This window comes from Paenibacillus sp. FSL H7-0918 (assembly GCF_038007025.1).
Classification (GTDB): Bacteria; Bacillota; Bacilli; order Paenibacillales; family Paenibacillaceae; genus Paenibacillus_AQ; species Paenibacillus_AQ odorifer.
Genome location: NZ_JBBOWJ010000002.1, coordinates 396,425 through 411,809, shown reverse-complemented (window position 1 = coordinate 411,809; position 15,385 = coordinate 396,425). Strand labels below are relative to the sequence as shown.

The 15,385-nt window shown below is 45.4% G+C and carries 13 protein-coding genes; 12 read left to right on the top strand and 1 reads right to left on the bottom strand.

Going from position 1 to position 15,385, the window contains the following annotated elements; genetic code table 11:
- Window positions 1-36 precede the first annotated feature (36 nt).
- The 10 genes from MHI15_RS15770 to MHI15_RS15725 all read left to right on the top strand — a co-directional run bounded on the left by MHI15_RS15770 (window position 37) and on the right by MHI15_RS15725 (window position 11,221).
- Window positions 37-1,335: a 6-phospho-beta-glucosidase gene (locus MHI15_RS15770; RefSeq protein WP_341164590.1), complete on the top strand. Its 1,299-nt coding sequence runs from the start codon at window positions 37-39 to the stop codon at window positions 1,333-1,335.
- 24 nt (window positions 1,336-1,359) lie between these two features.
- On the top strand, window positions 1,360-2,286 hold the full coding sequence (locus MHI15_RS15765; protein WP_076185343.1) for an ABC transporter permease: 927 nt from the start codon (window positions 1,360-1,362) through the stop codon (window positions 2,284-2,286).
- 59 nt (window positions 2,287-2,345) lie between these two features.
- Window positions 2,346-3,236 (top strand): carbohydrate ABC transporter permease, encoded by an 891-nt coding sequence (locus tag MHI15_RS15760; protein WP_076193492.1) that lies wholly within the window; start codon window positions 2,346-2,348, stop codon window positions 3,234-3,236.
- Between the two features lie 45 nt (window positions 3,237-3,281).
- On the top strand, window positions 3,282-4,916 hold the full coding sequence (locus MHI15_RS15755) for an extracellular solute-binding protein (protein WP_341164589.1): 1,635 nt from the start codon (window positions 3,282-3,284) through the stop codon (window positions 4,914-4,916).
- 38 nt (window positions 4,917-4,954) lie between these two features.
- On the top strand, window positions 4,955-6,688 hold the full coding sequence (locus MHI15_RS15750; protein ID WP_076193486.1) for a family 10 glycosylhydrolase: 1,734 nt from the start codon (window positions 4,955-4,957) through the stop codon (window positions 6,686-6,688).
- 266 nt (window positions 6,689-6,954) lie between these two features.
- Window positions 6,955-8,238: a hypothetical protein gene (locus MHI15_RS15745; protein WP_076193484.1), complete on the top strand. Its 1,284-nt coding sequence runs from the start codon at window positions 6,955-6,957 to the stop codon at window positions 8,236-8,238.
- A gap of 166 nt (window positions 8,239-8,404) precedes the next feature.
- On the top strand, window positions 8,405-8,734 hold the full coding sequence (locus tag MHI15_RS15740; RefSeq protein ID WP_036675798.1) for a PadR family transcriptional regulator: 330 nt from the start codon (window positions 8,405-8,407) through the stop codon (window positions 8,732-8,734).
- A gap of 14 nt (window positions 8,735-8,748) precedes the next feature.
- Window positions 8,749-9,615 carry a pentapeptide repeat-containing protein gene (locus MHI15_RS15735; RefSeq protein ID WP_076125280.1) on the top strand — a complete coding sequence of 289 codons (867 nt, stop codon included), beginning with the start codon at window positions 8,749-8,751 and terminating at the stop codon, window positions 9,613-9,615.
- Window positions 9,616-9,691: 76 nt separating this feature from the next.
- Window positions 9,692-10,450, top strand: a complete 759-nt coding sequence (locus MHI15_RS15730; RefSeq protein WP_036675796.1) for an ABC transporter ATP-binding protein — start codon at window positions 9,692-9,694, stop codon at window positions 10,448-10,450.
- On the top strand, window positions 10,451-11,221 hold the full coding sequence (locus tag MHI15_RS15725) for an ABC transporter permease (protein WP_341164588.1): 771 nt from the start codon (window positions 10,451-10,453) through the stop codon (window positions 11,219-11,221).
- Between the two features lie 66 nt (window positions 11,222-11,287).
- Here MHI15_RS15725 and MHI15_RS15720 read toward each other — a convergent pair whose 3' ends face one another.
- Entirely contained in the window at window positions 11,288-13,219 is a 1,932-nt protein-coding gene (locus MHI15_RS15720; protein WP_341164587.1) for an ATP-dependent DNA helicase, read from the bottom strand.
- Between the two features lie 291 nt (window positions 13,220-13,510).
- On the opposite strand from MHI15_RS15720, the gene MHI15_RS15715 reads away from it, so the two are divergent.
- Together MHI15_RS15715 and MHI15_RS15710 are read left to right on the top strand one after the other, a co-directional pair.
- The gene (locus tag MHI15_RS15715; protein WP_076125275.1) at window positions 13,511-14,692 is read left to right on the top strand and encodes a sensor histidine kinase; all 1,182 of its coding nucleotides are present in this window, start codon (window positions 13,511-13,513) and stop codon (window positions 14,690-14,692) included.
- 182 nt (window positions 14,693-14,874) lie between these two features.
- A complete protein-coding gene (locus MHI15_RS15710) occupies window positions 14,875-15,321 on the top strand; it encodes a V4R domain-containing protein (protein ID WP_076185335.1) in 447 nt (148 codons plus the stop codon).
- Window positions 15,322-15,385: the final 64 nt, after the last annotated feature.

Here is a 15,385-nt window from a genome sequence, read left to right as displayed (position 1 = left end):
AAGACCAAAATGAAAAAGATGAAGGAAGGGTCTATCATGGAGGAAACATTGAAGCTGGTTGTCATCGGAGCGGGATCATCGTATACGCCTGAGCTTATTGAAGGCATCATCCTGCATCACCAAGAGCTTCCCATTCGCGAAGTATGGCTGGTGGATATTGAGGAGGGAAGGGAGAAGCTGCATACGATTGCAGAACTGAGCAAACGCATGATTGCTGAGTCCGGACTGCCGATTACCGTGGTCCAGACGCTTGAGCGCAGGGAAGCCATTGCCGGAGCGGACTTTGTATGTACGCAAATCCGGGTAGGCATGCTGGAAGCGCGCAAATGGGATGAATTAATTCCGCTTCAATACAATGTCATCGGCCAGGAGACTACAGGTCCCGGAGGGATGATGAAAGGCCTACGGACTATCCCGGTCATTCTGGATATTTGCAAAGACATTGAGGAGCTGGCTCCGGATGCCTGGTTGCTGAATTTTACGAATCCGGCCGGTATGGTGACTGAAGCTGTTCACAAATACTCATCGGTAAAAAGCGTAGGCCTGTGCAACTCGCCGATCGGTTTTCAAAAGTGGCTCTCCGAGTTCTTCGGACTTCCTATGGAGAAAATCTACGCGGAGTTTGTCGGCATCAACCATCTGCACTGGGTATCCGATATCGTGATTGACGGTAAAAGCAAGCTGCAGGAGCTCATTGATTACCCGCAGAGCTACAAGGCGAGCAATGTGCCGTTTGATTCCTGGGACTACCGGTTTCTGAATGCTTTGAAAGCGATTCCCTCTTATTACCTGAGCTATTACTATATGACGGACGCGATGCTTGCGGAACAGAAGGAAGCAGCAGCAACGACTGGATCGCGCGCTGAGGTAGTGAAGAAGGTGGAGGAAGAGCTGTTTGAACTGTACCGGAACGTAGAGCTGAAGGAAAAGCCCAAGCAGTTGGAACAGCGCGGCGGAGCCTACTACTCGGAGGCGGCAGTGCTGCTGATGCGCTCCATTTATAATGATTCCCGCGATATCCAGACGTTGAATGTAAGGAATAACGGAATGATTGACTTCTTGCCGGACGATGCCTCTATTGAGGTGAACTGTATGGTAACCAAGCAAGGCCCGCTGCCGATTCCGCTGCGTATAATTCCTCAGCCCATCAAAGGCTTGCTGGCCGCGGTCAAGCAATACGAGTGCCTAACCATCGAGGCGGCTGTGCACGGAGACCGGGATATAGCCCTACAGGCTATGGTTCATCATCCGCTCGTGCCTTCGGTCACCGTAGCTGAACAACTGCTGGATGAAATGCTGGAGAAGAACAAATCGTTGTTGCCGTTGTTTCACTAGAATCGTCCAGAGGAGGAAAAGCGGATGAACACGGCCGAGAAACCGCGTAGATGGAAGAAATTTATCAGTCAATTGGATTTGCAGTCCATGGTTTGGCCGGGAATTATCTTTGTATTCATTTTTAGCTACATTCCGATGTATGGCGTGGTTATGGCATTCCAGCAATACGATATTTTTGGCGGCATTATGAAGAGCCCCTGGGTTGGATTTATGCATTTCAGAATGTTCTTCGAGGCGCCGGAGTTCTGGAATGTGATGCGAAATACCCTTGTGATTAGCTTGCTTAAATTGATTATCTCTTTTCCTGCCCCGATTCTTCTTGCACTGATGCTGAATGAAATCGGGAATATGGGCTTTAAACGGATTATCCAGACCGTCAGCTATTTACCTTATTTCCTGTCCTGGGTTATTGTATCCGGTTTTGTATTTTCGCTGTTATCCGTTGATAACGGAACGGTGAACTATTTGCTGGAGCGATTCAATTTGGTAGGGGAGCCAGTTAACTTCCTGGCGTTACCCAAATACTTTTGGTCGATTCTAGTAAGCGTAAATGTATGGAAAGAGGTCGGATTCGGGAGCATTGTCTACCTGGCCGCGATTGCAGGTATTGATCCAACCCTATATGAGGCCGCTTCTATAGATGGAGCAAGCCGGTTTAAGCAAATTCACTTGATTACACTCCCCAGCATTACCCCCATTATCATTATCTTTATGATTCTTGCCATCGGCAGTCTGCTCAGTGCGGGCTTCGAGGACATTTTGCTGCTGGCAACCAATCCAATTCTGCGACCCTACTCCGATGTTATCGACACCTATGTGTACCGTGTTGGGATTTTAAATGCCAGATTCTCTTATGCGACAGCTGTAGGGCTATTCAAGGCGGTGATCAGTGTCATTCTGCTAGTGACGGCCAACAAAATCGCTCGCCGGGCAGATGTTAGTCTCTGGTAGTACTACTACTCATAGCGAATGCTTCCGATGCTCCATAAACCTTTTAGGAGGAGTGAACAATGAGACTAAGCCTAGGCGACAAAATCATGCAGCGGAGTATTTATACCCTTTTGACGCTGCTGGCGTTACTCATGCTATACCCGTTTTGGAATGCGTTGGTCATTTCCTTTAATCTAGGGAGCGATACGGCGCTCGGCGGTGTAACCTTGTTACCGAGAGCTTTTACCCTGGAAAATTATTATATTGTGTTTCAGGATCAACGCCTGCTGAATTCTTTTCTGATCACCATTCTTAGAACGTTAAGCGGCACGGCATTGTCTGTCTTTTTCACGGCACTGTTAGCCTACGGAATGTCCAAGAAGACATTGCTTTTTCGAAAACAATATATGGTGTTCTTCATGATTACGATGTTCTTCAGTGGAGGGCTCATCCCTAGTTATTTACTAGTTCGCTCTTTGGGTATGCTGGACACCTTTTGGGTGCTGATTATCCCCGGCATCATCAGTGTCTGGAACATGATTGTCATCCGCACCTTCTTCCATGCTCTGCCGGATGGTTTGGAGGAATCTGCCAAAATCGACGGCAGCAGCAACTACGGCATTTTTTTCCGAATCGTCATTCCGGTCTCCGGCCCGGTGCTGGCCACGATTGCCTTATTCACCGCAGTAGGTTATTGGAATGACTGGTTTACGGGAGCGATCTATATTACAAAGGATCACTTGCTCCCTATACAGACCCTGCTGCGCCAGATTATGAACTCCAACATCATGACCCAAATTGGCTCATCGAATGCTATCGCGCTGGATCATATGAACCGGAATCGGACGATTACCACGAAGTCACTGACTATGGCTACGATGATGATCGCTACCATTCCAATTATCCTGACGTATCCTTTTCTCCAAAAGTACTTTGTTAAGGGCGTAATGATTGGTTCGATGAAAGAATAGCAGTCTCCATATTATGTAGAAAGAAGGGAAAAGATGCGCAATCGTATGAAATGGGTATCTCTTTTGCTGACTTCACTGGTGCTTCTTCTGGCTGCCTGTAGCGGAGGAGGAAATTCTAACACTTCACCAAACACAAGCGAGAAAAATCTGAATACTGAGGCCGCCACAGATGACGGCAGCGGGATCAAGCCCGTCACCTTCAGCTTCTATGGAAACTATGACTGGCTTACGACATCACCCTGGGGGGATAATGAGGCGACAAAATGGATTCAGGAGAACCGTAAGGTTACTGTTGAACCCATACAATCCGGAGGAGCGGCCGGAGAAAAGCTCAACACGATGATCGTCGGCGGTGATTTACCGGATGTCATTTTTACTGACCGGGGATCCTCAGTGGAGCGGCTGGTGCAGGCAGGACAACTCGTTGCGCTGGATGATTACTATGAGAAGTATCCGAACTTCAAGAAATATGTGAAGGAATCCACCCTGAATTTGCTCCGTTCAGAAGACGGGAAAATCTATCAAATCCCGAACTGGTATACATCCGGGCAATTCGGCAACGGCGGATGGATGGTGAATAAAGATATTTATAACGAACTCGGCAGACCGGTGCTGGAGACCTTTGATGATTTGTATCAATATTTGCTTAAGGTGCAAGAAAAGTATCCGGATGTAGTACCTCTGGAGGTTGGGGAGAAGGGGGCAGGTCTGGAAATTATGTATGGTGGTTTTAAGGAGAACTCCACCAGTAAGTTTATTTCACTCATGGGATATCCGGATGGCGACAAGCTGTCATCTATCTTGGACGATCCCGCTTACGAGGAGATGGTACTTTATATTAATAAGCTGTATCGTGAACGGCTGATTACGCAGGATGCACTGCAGCAAACCCAGGATGCGGTCAAAGAAAAGGTCAATACCAACCGGGTAGCAGTCATGGTCGAATCCAATATCACTACGTATGGAGCCGAGGGACACCGGGCACTGACAGCGAATAATCCGGACAGCGGTTATGAGATTATATGGCCGATTCATAAATCCGGACTAGACAAAACACGAGTGTTTGTAAGCGGCTTTGAGACGCTGGGTTGGAACGTTAATGTCATTACGAAAAAGGCCAAGGATCCGGAGGCCATCTTCGCTTATTTTGACTGGATTACGGGTCCGGAGGGGCAGAAGGTGCTTTTCTTCGGTCCTAAAGGCTTGTACTGGGATGAAGAGGATGCGGACGGAGCTCCAATCCCGAACGAGAAATACAAGACGACTCCTGCTAACGAGCGTACGGAAACGATGCGGAAATTCGAGGACTTTAACTGGGCGGGAAATACGACCTTTATTGATACGGCGAAAATGAGCCTCGAGGCGCTGCTTTCCGCGAACCAGAAATCCTGGGAGACCGTGGCGCAGTCCACGGTGACCTGGAAAACCGCGTTGGATATCACAGAGTTTGTAAATACCGATCCGATTCCGGATACGGAGATCGGCATCATCGCACAGAATATCGGGGATATTTATACCCTTGCTTACGCCCAGATGGTTCAGGCGAAGTCGGATGAAGCGGTGCTGTCGGCGCTAAAGACAGCTAAAAAGAACACCGAAAAAGCGGGGCTTGCTAAGCTGCTTGAATTCAGAACCGAAAAATGGCAGGAAAATGTTAAGAAAATCAACGCGACGAAATAAGACTATTTATAAAATCTTATAATTGTGGAGGCGAGATTATGGCATTTGCGTTGAGATCGAGGTTCATAGCACTGTTAAGCATCGTGTTGGTTTCTTCGATAGCCGGTGGTTCCGTTCCTGTTATGGCCGAAGAGGAGAGTAACCCCCCTTTCGAAACGGAAGTTATTGTACGGACCGTAAACCAGTTTAAGAACATGGCGGATGTCCAGAATTTCATCGCGCTCTCTACAAGCTATGGCGTCGATGTTATTAGCATGAACGTGAAGCAGGATGAAGATGATGAGGTTCCGTCTGGAAGTGTATTTTATCAGAGTGATATCGCACCAATTGCCCAAGGCTACCAGAATTTCGATGCCCTGCAGGCTGTCATTACGGCAGCCCATGCTGTAGGAATCAAGGTTCATGCCTGGATTCCGCAGTTCCATGATCAGCAGGCTTTCCTGGAGCACGATGAATGGCAGATGCAGGCGCTGGTTGACGGGGTTCAGACACCGTTTACAGGTTCTAACGGCAACGAATACTTCGTCAATCCGATTCACCATGAAGTGCAGGAGTATGAGCGTTCCATTATTCAGGAAGTAATCGAGAATTATGATGTGGATGGCGTTGTGCTGGATTGGATCCGCTTCGACAATTACAACATGGACGTCAGTGATTACACGGCCCTGAAGTATCAGGCGCAGTTCGGGTATTCACCGCTCAGCATTGACTTCGAGACAGATTCGCCTCAGCGTGAGCAGTGGAATGAATGGAGAACCGAACAAATCGGACAGTATGTGGGCGATATCCGTCAGGATATCACACAGTCCTCGAAGCCGGATGTGCAGCTCGGCGTGTATATTTTGCCGCCAGAATTCATTGAAGTTGGGCAGAATGTAGCCAAATTCAAGGATGATATCGACTTTGTTGCACCAATGGCGTACTTTGATGACTGGGAGTTCAACAGTGATTGGGTATACAGCACTTCCTACGGAATCCTGAAGGATACGAGCGACCGGATTAGCGGCAGTGACGTGGAAATTGTTGCGACGCTGGATAATGACTGGACAGATGATCAATATCAGGAGATTTACAAGGGAATCCGCGAGAATTATCCAGGTGTGAAGCGTCTGTCGTTCTTTGCTTACGGGGCCTGGCCAGAAGATGAGCTAGCCAATATCAAAGAACGTGAAACCTGGCCTACGCCAGGCTGGACGCCTCCGGTAGAACAAGACTATCCGGCTCAATTACCAGCAGGGTGGAAGGCGCGAAATATTGGTTCCATGCCGGGGAACGTTACCTACAATTCTTCCAATAAGCAATTTACACTCAGCAGCAGCTCTACGGATATCTGGGGAAATGGAGATCAACTGAATTATATATACCAATCCGTGCGGGGCGATGCGGAGATTATTGTTAAAGTGCAGTCCACTAGTCGATTGGACGGCTGGGCCAAGGCCGGCATTATGATTCGGGAGTCGCTGGGTCATAATTCGAAGCACGCAGATATGATGCTTACCCCCGAAAATGGGGCCACCTTCCAGTATCGTGCAGAGACTGCGGGCAATATGGTTGATCAGACTGCGGCTGCCTCGGCTCCAAGATGGCTAAAGCTGACCCGAAGTGGAAATACCTTCAAAGGGGCTATTTCGACGAACAGGAATAACTGGCAAACGGTCGGAACTGTTCAGATTCCGATGAACCGCAAGGTGTATATTGGCATAGCACTTAGCAATCCCGGGGATGACTCGAGGAATAAGGCTGTGTTTGGAAATGTGAAGATTACGGATTAAGCCTAATACAAGGGCACCGGTTCTTCTTTATCCGGGGGAGTTTTCGTTTATCAGGTTAACCAGAAATATTTGGTTGACCTTTTTTTGTTTCCGTTTAAGGTGATGGTGGGGGATATATCCAATTGAAATCTGAAATGAATTTAAAGCTGCTAAATCCGGTGGTATATTTAATGCAGCTAATTCTATAATATAGCTAATTCTATAATGCAGTTTAGCTTATTAATAATAGTCTTTGAGAATAACTTATACAGAATAGGAGTGATACGATGAGCGAGCGTATACCCTGCCAAACCTCAGGCTGCAAGGGAAGCATACTTCCTGCAACTGCTTTAAAGACGGGGGGAATCTGCATGCCCTGTCATCAAAGGAAGCTTGCGCTGGAGCAAAAGGCTTATATTGAACAAAATCGAAAAGACATTGATTTGTACGCAGGTGTGAATGATCCGGTTGAAATTCTTAAAATCATGCACAAACCGCGGAGATGGAGCCCGCTTGAACACGAAATCTCCTATCACAAAACCGCGCAAGAATTGTATCGTCAACTGACTGAAAGCGAAAGGGAGGGATTGGAATCCTACGCCATTGAATTGATGGAAGAAGATGATTTTGACCAGGCTGAGGCTATTTTACTGTCGCTTATATGTTTTTCAAGTGCGTGCATTGAACGGGGGCTGGAGGTTTTTTTTCACAAAGGGAAGTATTATCCCGGTATTCTCTATAAAGAAGCGGGTCAGGAGATCCGCGATATGATCATTCATCAGTTAGAGCATGACTCGGAAAACCGTAATCATTTGCTGCTTGCATTGGCCTGGATTGGCGATAAAGAGGTTGTACGGCAGTTCGAGACATGGCGGCAGCATCCGCCTCGATGGACATCGGAGTTAAATGTGGCTCCGGAAACCTATGCTCACGAAGCAGGATGGGAATTAGATCCCGACGGTGGGAAAAGGCTGCTCTTTTACCCCGAGAGTTATCATTTTGAAGTAAACAGGGACGGAAAAAATGGGCTGGATCGGGATCATACGGCGGTAGCGGCGCTGCAGGAGGGTGAGCATTCCTGCCCTTGGTGTGGCGGTAAATTGACAGTGCTGTTTGATTACGATTTGCAGAATCCACTGGTTCAATTTATGAAGCTTTCCGGCCAGCGGTTAAGGGTTGCAGCTTGCATGCATTGTAATTGTTATGGCACCGTGTTTATGAAAGCGGAGCTGGATGGCCAATATTCGTGGAGTGAATATAATACCGTTCCTGATTTTTTGCCTGCAAATGAAGACAGGGAAGAAATAGCATGGCATGCCATGCAGCTATCGGAACGGCAGATGGGAACCTATGAAAATTCGTATTGGATGCTTGAGGCGCCTGCGTCGCAGATTGGAGGACATCCGGCTTGGATTCAGGATGCGGAATATCCTGTGTGCCCTTGCTGTTCGACGACGATGAAGTTTATTGCCCAAATGGACATGGAACAGGCCGAGGACAGCGAGGGGATTTATTATGCATTTTTGTGTGAGGGTTGCCGGCAGGTAGCTGTGAATTACCAGCAGACCTAATTCAACTTATTTCTGATTAGCGTAGATTGGAACTTCAGACTTAAAAGAGAAAAATGCTGCCTTAGACAACTAAGGACGGCATTTTTTTATTTTGTATAAACATGATGATCAAAGTACCTTGACTGTCACAGTAGTATGATATACAATGCGATTATGAGGTGATGAAATGAGTGAGAACAAAATCACATCCGATCTGCTACGAGGACATACCGATACGATGGTATTACGGCTCTTGTCCGAAGCCGATCGTTATGGATATGAAATCGTCAAATTGATTGCTGAGCGTTCCGGAGGCGAGTATGAATTAAAAGAAGCTACGATGTACTCCAGCGTCCGGCGGCTTGAGGCAGACGGTGACATTGAATGGTATTGGGGGGATGAGTCTCAGGGGGGACGACGGAAGTATTTTCGGATTACCGAGAAGGGGAAAGCTGTTTACGCCAATAACAAGACTAATTGGGAGTACGCAAAGCGTGTGCTTGAAAACTTATTATAAGGAGACTTGATAATATGAATGAGAAATTAAACATGTATTTAAATGGCGTATTCGCACCCTATGACGGGATAAAAAGCGTTGCTGAATTAAAGAGTGACCTCCTTTCCGATTTGCAGGAGCGGTTCAGTGAACTCAAGGCTGAAGGCAAGGATGATGAAACGGCGTTTAAGATGACGATAGACAGCATCGGCGACATTGAACAGACGGTGCAGGAGGTTGCCAATCTCTCCCGTTCACTTGAGCGGCAGGTGGTGACGAGCTTTAGGGCGAGCAACTTATCGAAGAGTGATTTTGCAGGCGTTACCGCCCATAAAGGGGATTTTAAAGTGAGCGCGTTGCGGGGTTCCGATTTTACAGGCGCTGACTTGACTGGCAGTTCTTTCGCGGGCAGTGACGTAGGCGAGGCCAAGTTCGACAGCGCTAATCTGACCGACTGCAATCTGTCCGGCATTGAACTGGCAAATGCGAGCTTTCACAAATCTATTCTTGTTCGCACCAACTTTAGCTCATCAGGACTTACAGGGGCGAAATTTATCAGCGCAAGACTGACCGACGTCAAGCTGTGTACGACTGATCTCACGAAAACAATCTTTGAGAACTGTATCTTTGACGGTGTGGAATTTAAAACCTCTGATCTGCGGGGATTATGTTTTGACGGCCAGACCTTTATCGGGGTCAAGTTTGAAAAGTCGGCGCTGAACGATATTTCGTTTAGAGGTGCGACGTTAAAAAATGTGTCATTCCTCTCCGGGTTTTCATTATCCAAGAAGTTTTATCGTGCAATCAAAACGATCAACTTTGATGGTGCAATGATGGATAAGTTGACCTTTGCTGCGCTCAAAGGCATGGAAGCTGATTTGACAAAGGTTACAGTTCTATAAGCCTGAGCTTCCGAAGTGAGTTTTGCGGGGGGAATTCCATGAAGATATGCTAACAAAACCTTGAGGAGGGAATGCAATGAACAAGTCCATTAAAGTGGTTGGGTTAGAAAAGTCCTACAGACAGCTTCAAGTTTTAAAGGGGGTGGATTTTGAAGTGGAGCAGGGCAGCGTTTTTGCTCTGCTGGGCTCCAATGGTGCAGGCAAGACCACCATTGTCAAAATCCTCACCACTTTGCTGAATCAAGATGGCGGGACTGCTGCAGTGAACGGATTTGATGTCGCCACAAAGCCTGATTATGTACGCCAGTCCATCAGCCTGACGGGTCAATTTGCTGCCGTGGATGAGATTCTGACCGGCCGGGAAAATCTGATCATGATTGCGAGGCTCCGCCATGAGAAGCATCCGCGTCAAGTTGCGGACGATCTGCTGGAACGCTTCACTTTGACCGATGCCGCGGATCGCAAGGTATCCACTTATTCAGGCGGGATGCGCCGGAGATTAGATCTCGCGATGAGTCTTGTTGGAAAGCCGCAGATTATTTTCCTCGACGAACCAACCACTGGACTTGATCCTGAGGCAAGGATTGATGTATGGAAGATGGTTAAGGAGCTTGCCGACGGCGGTACGACTGTCTTTTTGACGACGCAGTATTTGGAAGAGGCAGAGCAGCTTGCTGATCAAATCGCCATTCTACATGAAGGTAAAATTATTGCGAGCGGTACACTCGAAGAACTAAAAAAGCGTTTTCCGCCGGCAAAAGTTGAGTACATTGAAAAGCAGCCGACGCTGGAGGAAATATTCCTCGCAATCATCGGCAAAAAGGAGGGAAAGTAAATGGAAATGATTAAGAAGCACTTTTTCAGTGACATGAGTGTAATGCTCGGACGCTCTATGCGCCATATTCTCCGCAGTATGGATACCATCATCACGGTAACTATCATGCCAATTGCATTTATGCTGTTGTTTGTTTACGTGTTCGGTGGGGCCATCCAGGCGGGTACGGATAACTATGTGAATTATTTATTACCCGGGATCATACTGATCGCTATTGCAAGTGGTGTAACTTATACGGCTTACCGCCTGTTTAATGATGTGCAAAAAGGGATTTTTCAGAGATTCCATTCTATGCCGATTGCATGTTCTACCATGCTGTGGGGACATGTGCTGACCTCCCTGATATCCAATGCGATTTCAGTTAGCGTCATCATTCTTGTTGCATTGATTATGGGGTTTCGTTCATCGGCAGGAGTGCTCTCATGGCTGGCGGTTGCCGGCATCCTGATATTGTTTACGCTGGCTCTAACTTGGGTCGCAGCAATTGCTGGACTATCCGCAAAATCGGTGGACGGCGCGACTGCTTTTTCCTACCCGATTATTTTCCTTCCTTTCATCAGCTCGGCCTTTGTGCCTACCGAATCGATGCCGCCAGTCGTTCGCGCCTTTGCTGAAAACCAACCCGTTACATCTATAGTAGAGGCGGTTCGCTCCCTCCTGATGGGGCAGCCTGTCGGCAATGATATTTGGGGAGCCATCATATGGTGCATAGCCATTCTAGTAGTTGCTTATTTAATAGCGATGCGGGTATACAAACATAAAGTAGTTTAATTGCCAGATAACGTTATAGGGTTTAGAAGCGACTTGTCTGCGGATGGGTTGCTTTTTTTCATCTCTCTACGTATCACTAAGCTGTATCCCTTTTTCTTTCACAAACTTCTCCAGAACCTTGAAATCCTCAGTAACCTTTTTAAAAGGTAAGGCTTCCAGTACCTGATCCCGGTAATCCTTTTTGGCGGCAATGGACAGGCGGGAATCGAGTATGCTGAGTACACCCAGATCAGTTTCACTGCGGATCAGGCGCCCGGTTCCTTGTCTTAACCGAAGCAGCATGTCCGGTACAAAAACCTCTTTCAAGGGATTCTTTGCCATCGAAGTCTTATATTCATAGACAGGATCGGCAGGAACAGGGAAAGGCAGACGGAAAATGATTAACTGCGACAAATCGGAACCTTCGATATTCACACCTTCCCAGAATACACCGGTACTAAGTAGAACGCCTTTACTGCCCCGAAAGTCAGCGATCACCCCGTCCTGGGACGAACCTTCCCTTTGAACATGCAATGCCCATGCCAGCTTCTCAGAGTTTAATTTCTTATGAATATACTTCATATCCTCTTTAGCTGAAAAAAGAACCAATGTCCGCCCGTCTGTTAAATTACAGAGCCTCATCATTTCCTTGTATGCCGCTTCAAGATAATCTTCCCGCCGCTGATGGTTATAGTAGGGGATGTCCTTGGCAATATACAGCATGGTGTGGTTGTCATAATCAAACGGTGAAGCTTGGCGCTCCATATAATCTCCCCTGTAACCGAGGGACTCAGTGAGATAAGCGTATTGTTCCTCCAGCGTTTCTCCGTTTTGACACATCGTTGCTGACGTTAAAATAACAGAGGTTTTCCCGTTAAATAAGGTATATTTCAGAAACTGGCTTATCCCTTTAGGGCAGATACTAAGGGTACTCTCCCGCTGGGTATTGCTTGCCCAGATCAGATAGTTATCCTCTACTCCGGCGAGTACATCAAAGAGGTCGATAAGTCCGTTCATGGCTTCGAAAATATTGTCAATCTCCCGCTCATGCCGTGAAGTTAAGACGGAAAGGCTGAGATTAAAATCTTTTAAAACCTGAGCTGCTCGTCTTAAGGGGATTCCTGTGATCTGCGATATTTTTATACGGTCATTGTCCTGCTTGGCTGTTTGCAGTAAGTCTGCCTCTACTTGTTTAAAAATATGGCCAACGCATCTTTTTATAAATTTAAATTGCGGCATAAGCTCCGTATCGGCAGATTGTTTGAAGAGAATCTGTAAGGCGTCATCCAGAATACGGCAGGTTCCCCGGTTTGTAAATTCGAGCGTTCTTGCATCTCTAACCTTCGCTTCCAGATTATGAGCTTCATCAATTACGATCAGAGCCGGCCGTTCAGTGATTAACCCCTTCGTTCCTTCCTTTTTCTTAATTAAATCACGGATGAGCAGATCCTGGTTTACGATAATAAAATCCATGTCGCTCGCGTTGGCATTAATTTTAGCTCTCATCTCATAAAACGTACATGTACTTTTATAATGGCAACGTTCAAATTTGCAATCATTCACACAAACGTTAGACCATACTGCATCACTAACCCCGCCCTTAATATCCGCCCGCTCATCAATTTCATAATTCACAATCTGTTGAGCAAGCGCAGACAGAGGGGGGTTTGAATCATCCGCTTGGAACAGATCTGCTGCCCTATACCGGCAAGCATACTGCCCCATGCCTTTTCCAACTACCGAACGTACCCTTGTAAATCCGAGCCGACTTCCGATGAATCTCAGATCTTTATGTATTTGTTCTGAAAGTTGTATGGAGGATGTCGCAATAATAACCGGTTGCCTTGAGATTTGGTTAATAAGCAGGCTGGGAATGAGGTAGGCAAAGGACTTGCCGATGCCGACTCCAGCTTCAATCATCGCGTTACGACCATTAATATAGGCATCAGCGATATCTAGAGACATATCCTGCTGGCCGATCCGCTCTTTAAGTCCAATCCTGGGAAATTTATCATACATGCGAAAGATAGCATTGACTAAAGAGGGCTCGATGTCCTTCTTTAGCTCCTGCTTCTGTAATTTGTAGAGATCACTTAACCAGCTAATGACGACCGCCCCTTTTCAAAATCAATGATCTTCCTAATTATAGTTTTTTTGGTTTTTTGGTGAGGTTGTAATTATCTTCGATGCCACTCTAACAGTCAAGTCCAGAATATAATATGATGATTAAAACAAAGTGAATTACTGTGTTTTTGAAGCAGGAAAATATACACATATCTTGAATACAAACTACAAAGAAGGAGGATGACAATGTCATACAAAGAAAATGAATTGCGTTCGTCATTAATCTTAGCAGTTCCAATCATTTTAAACAGGCATTATCATTCCATGACTATGAAAAACATCGAATTCTCCTGGTTTGTAGAGACGCATAAGGAATTGTTAGATTCATCATTCAGTACGATATTAATGAGTATGGTAGAAGCCTTGTTTTTTGATTCTTTTGGTTACGATCAATACTTAAACCTGCTAGAAAAAGAGGGGGCTGAGCAAGGGGTTTATACTGCAGAAATATTCGGTGATCATTTTGATATTTTACTTGATATGAGCAAGGATTTAAATTTAACCGCTCAGAATATTATGTTTAAGATCATTGAAGAGTTTGTAGATGATTCCGCGATCCGATTGTTTTTTTATAATCGTTTAATGGAATGCAACTGGACCCGTTTTACTGGCTTTGCACAAGGTTATTTGTCTAATAAAAATCAACAGATTGACAATTTACATGAACAAAAAATTGCTGTTATGGGACAAATGGCAGCAGGAATGGCGCATGAAATAAGAAATCCGCTAGCTTCGATTAAAGGTTTTGCTCAGCTTGTAAATATCAGGCTAAATGAGCCGGAGATCAAAGCGGATGAATTGCGTGCATATCTGGATATCACCATCAAAGAGATTGATGCTCTGAATGGATTAGTAACGGACTTTCTAATACTGGCTCGAAAAGGTGACAGTACGAAAAATAACGGCGTAGTATTTAACGTTATGGAGGTTATACATAGAGTTAATAACATTGTGAATCAACTCATACTTAGTGATGATATTATACTTTCAGTAGAGTGCTCTTTAGAAAAAGTACTAACGTTTGGAAGCGCCTCTCAGCTAGAGCAGGTAATTCTTAATATTTTGAAGAATAGTATCGATTCCTTCACAGCTTTTAGAGGCAGAATAGATATTTCTGTTACCACAGCTGCTGAGACAAACGAAATTATTCTACTCTTTAAAGACAACGGAGAAGGAATTCCACAGGATAAATTAAAACGGATATTTGACCCTTTCTTTACTACCAAGCAAAAAGGGACAGGGATTGGATTATCGATTTGTAAACAATTAATTGAAATGTATGGGGGGCATATTAAGGTAGATTCAGAGGTTCAGGTTGGAACTAGCGTGAGGGTTATTTTGCCTTGGGTTTATGATTATCATATTTGAGATGCTGCTGCATCTAATGAATGAAGGAGCGACTTGCCAACAGGGAAGTTGCTTTTTTTGTTATGGTTCTACAAAAAATCAGGATGTGCGTAAGATCACAAAGCAATTATTGGATACGTTTATACTCAATATATCAATTAAATTTGAAATATAAATTACATAAGCAATTGGAGGCTACTGGCATGGATCAATTTACTTTTACAGATATGAAAAAAATAAAGAGAAAAAATTTAGGTAATGTCGTACCTTTGGAGCTTTTCAGAACGATTAGACTTATTGGTTTATATCAAGCGTTACCCATGAATGGTAAGGGTACAACGTTGACTATAGGAAGAAAAATTGGGGAAGAATTTGGTGTTACCTCGGTTAATGAACTATTCGAGTTATTCGAACAATTGAAGATAGGGATTCCTATAATAACCCATGAAGATGACAAGGGGATGACGATTGCAGTACACGATTGTTTCTGCGAAGGGTTACCTATTATGGAAGGGAAAATGGTTTGTGACCTGGAGGGAGCCATTATCGAAGGAGCACTTACTAAAATTCGTGGAAAGCGGGTTTCCGTCCGGGAAATAAAATGTAATGTTAATGGGGATGAATATTGCGAATATATCGTCAAATATTAAATTCATATATAAAAGCGAGTAAGCGACCTTTCGATTTTAAAAGGTCGTTTTTTTATGAAGAAGT

Bases quoted from the DNA above. Each gene is read 5' to 3' on its own strand.
- MHI15_RS15770 (WP_341164590.1), top strand. From the start codon at position 37: ATGGAGGAAACATTGAAGCTGGTTGTCATCGGAGCGGGATCATCGTAT.
- MHI15_RS15765 (WP_076185343.1), top strand. From the start codon at position 1,360: ATGAACACGGCCGAGAAACCGCGTAGATGGAAGAAATTTATCAGTCAA.
- MHI15_RS15760 (WP_076193492.1), top strand. From the start codon at position 2,346: ATGAGACTAAGCCTAGGCGACAAAATCATGCAGCGGAGTATTTATACC.
- MHI15_RS15755 (WP_341164589.1), top strand. From the start codon at position 3,282: ATGAAATGGGTATCTCTTTTGCTGACTTCACTGGTGCTTCTTCTGGCT.
- MHI15_RS15750 (WP_076193486.1), top strand. From the start codon at position 4,955: ATGGCATTTGCGTTGAGATCGAGGTTCATAGCACTGTTAAGCATCGTG.
- MHI15_RS15745 (WP_076193484.1), top strand. From the start codon at position 6,955: ATGAGCGAGCGTATACCCTGCCAAACCTCAGGCTGCAAGGGAAGCATA.
- MHI15_RS15740 (WP_036675798.1), top strand. From the start codon at position 8,405: ATGAGTGAGAACAAAATCACATCCGATCTGCTACGAGGACATACCGAT.
- MHI15_RS15735 (WP_076125280.1), top strand. From the start codon at position 8,749: ATGAATGAGAAATTAAACATGTATTTAAATGGCGTATTCGCACCCTAT.
- MHI15_RS15730 (WP_036675796.1), top strand. From the start codon at position 9,692: ATGAACAAGTCCATTAAAGTGGTTGGGTTAGAAAAGTCCTACAGACAG.
- MHI15_RS15725 (WP_341164588.1), top strand. From the start codon at position 10,451: ATGGAAATGATTAAGAAGCACTTTTTCAGTGACATGAGTGTAATGCTC.
- MHI15_RS15720 (WP_341164587.1), bottom strand. From the start codon at position 13,219: ATGTATGATAAATTTCCCAGGATTGGACTTAAAGAGCGGATCGGCCAG.
- MHI15_RS15715 (WP_076125275.1), top strand. From the start codon at position 13,511: ATGTCATACAAAGAAAATGAATTGCGTTCGTCATTAATCTTAGCAGTT.
- MHI15_RS15710 (WP_076185335.1), top strand. From the start codon at position 14,875: ATGGATCAATTTACTTTTACAGATATGAAAAAAATAAAGAGAAAAAAT.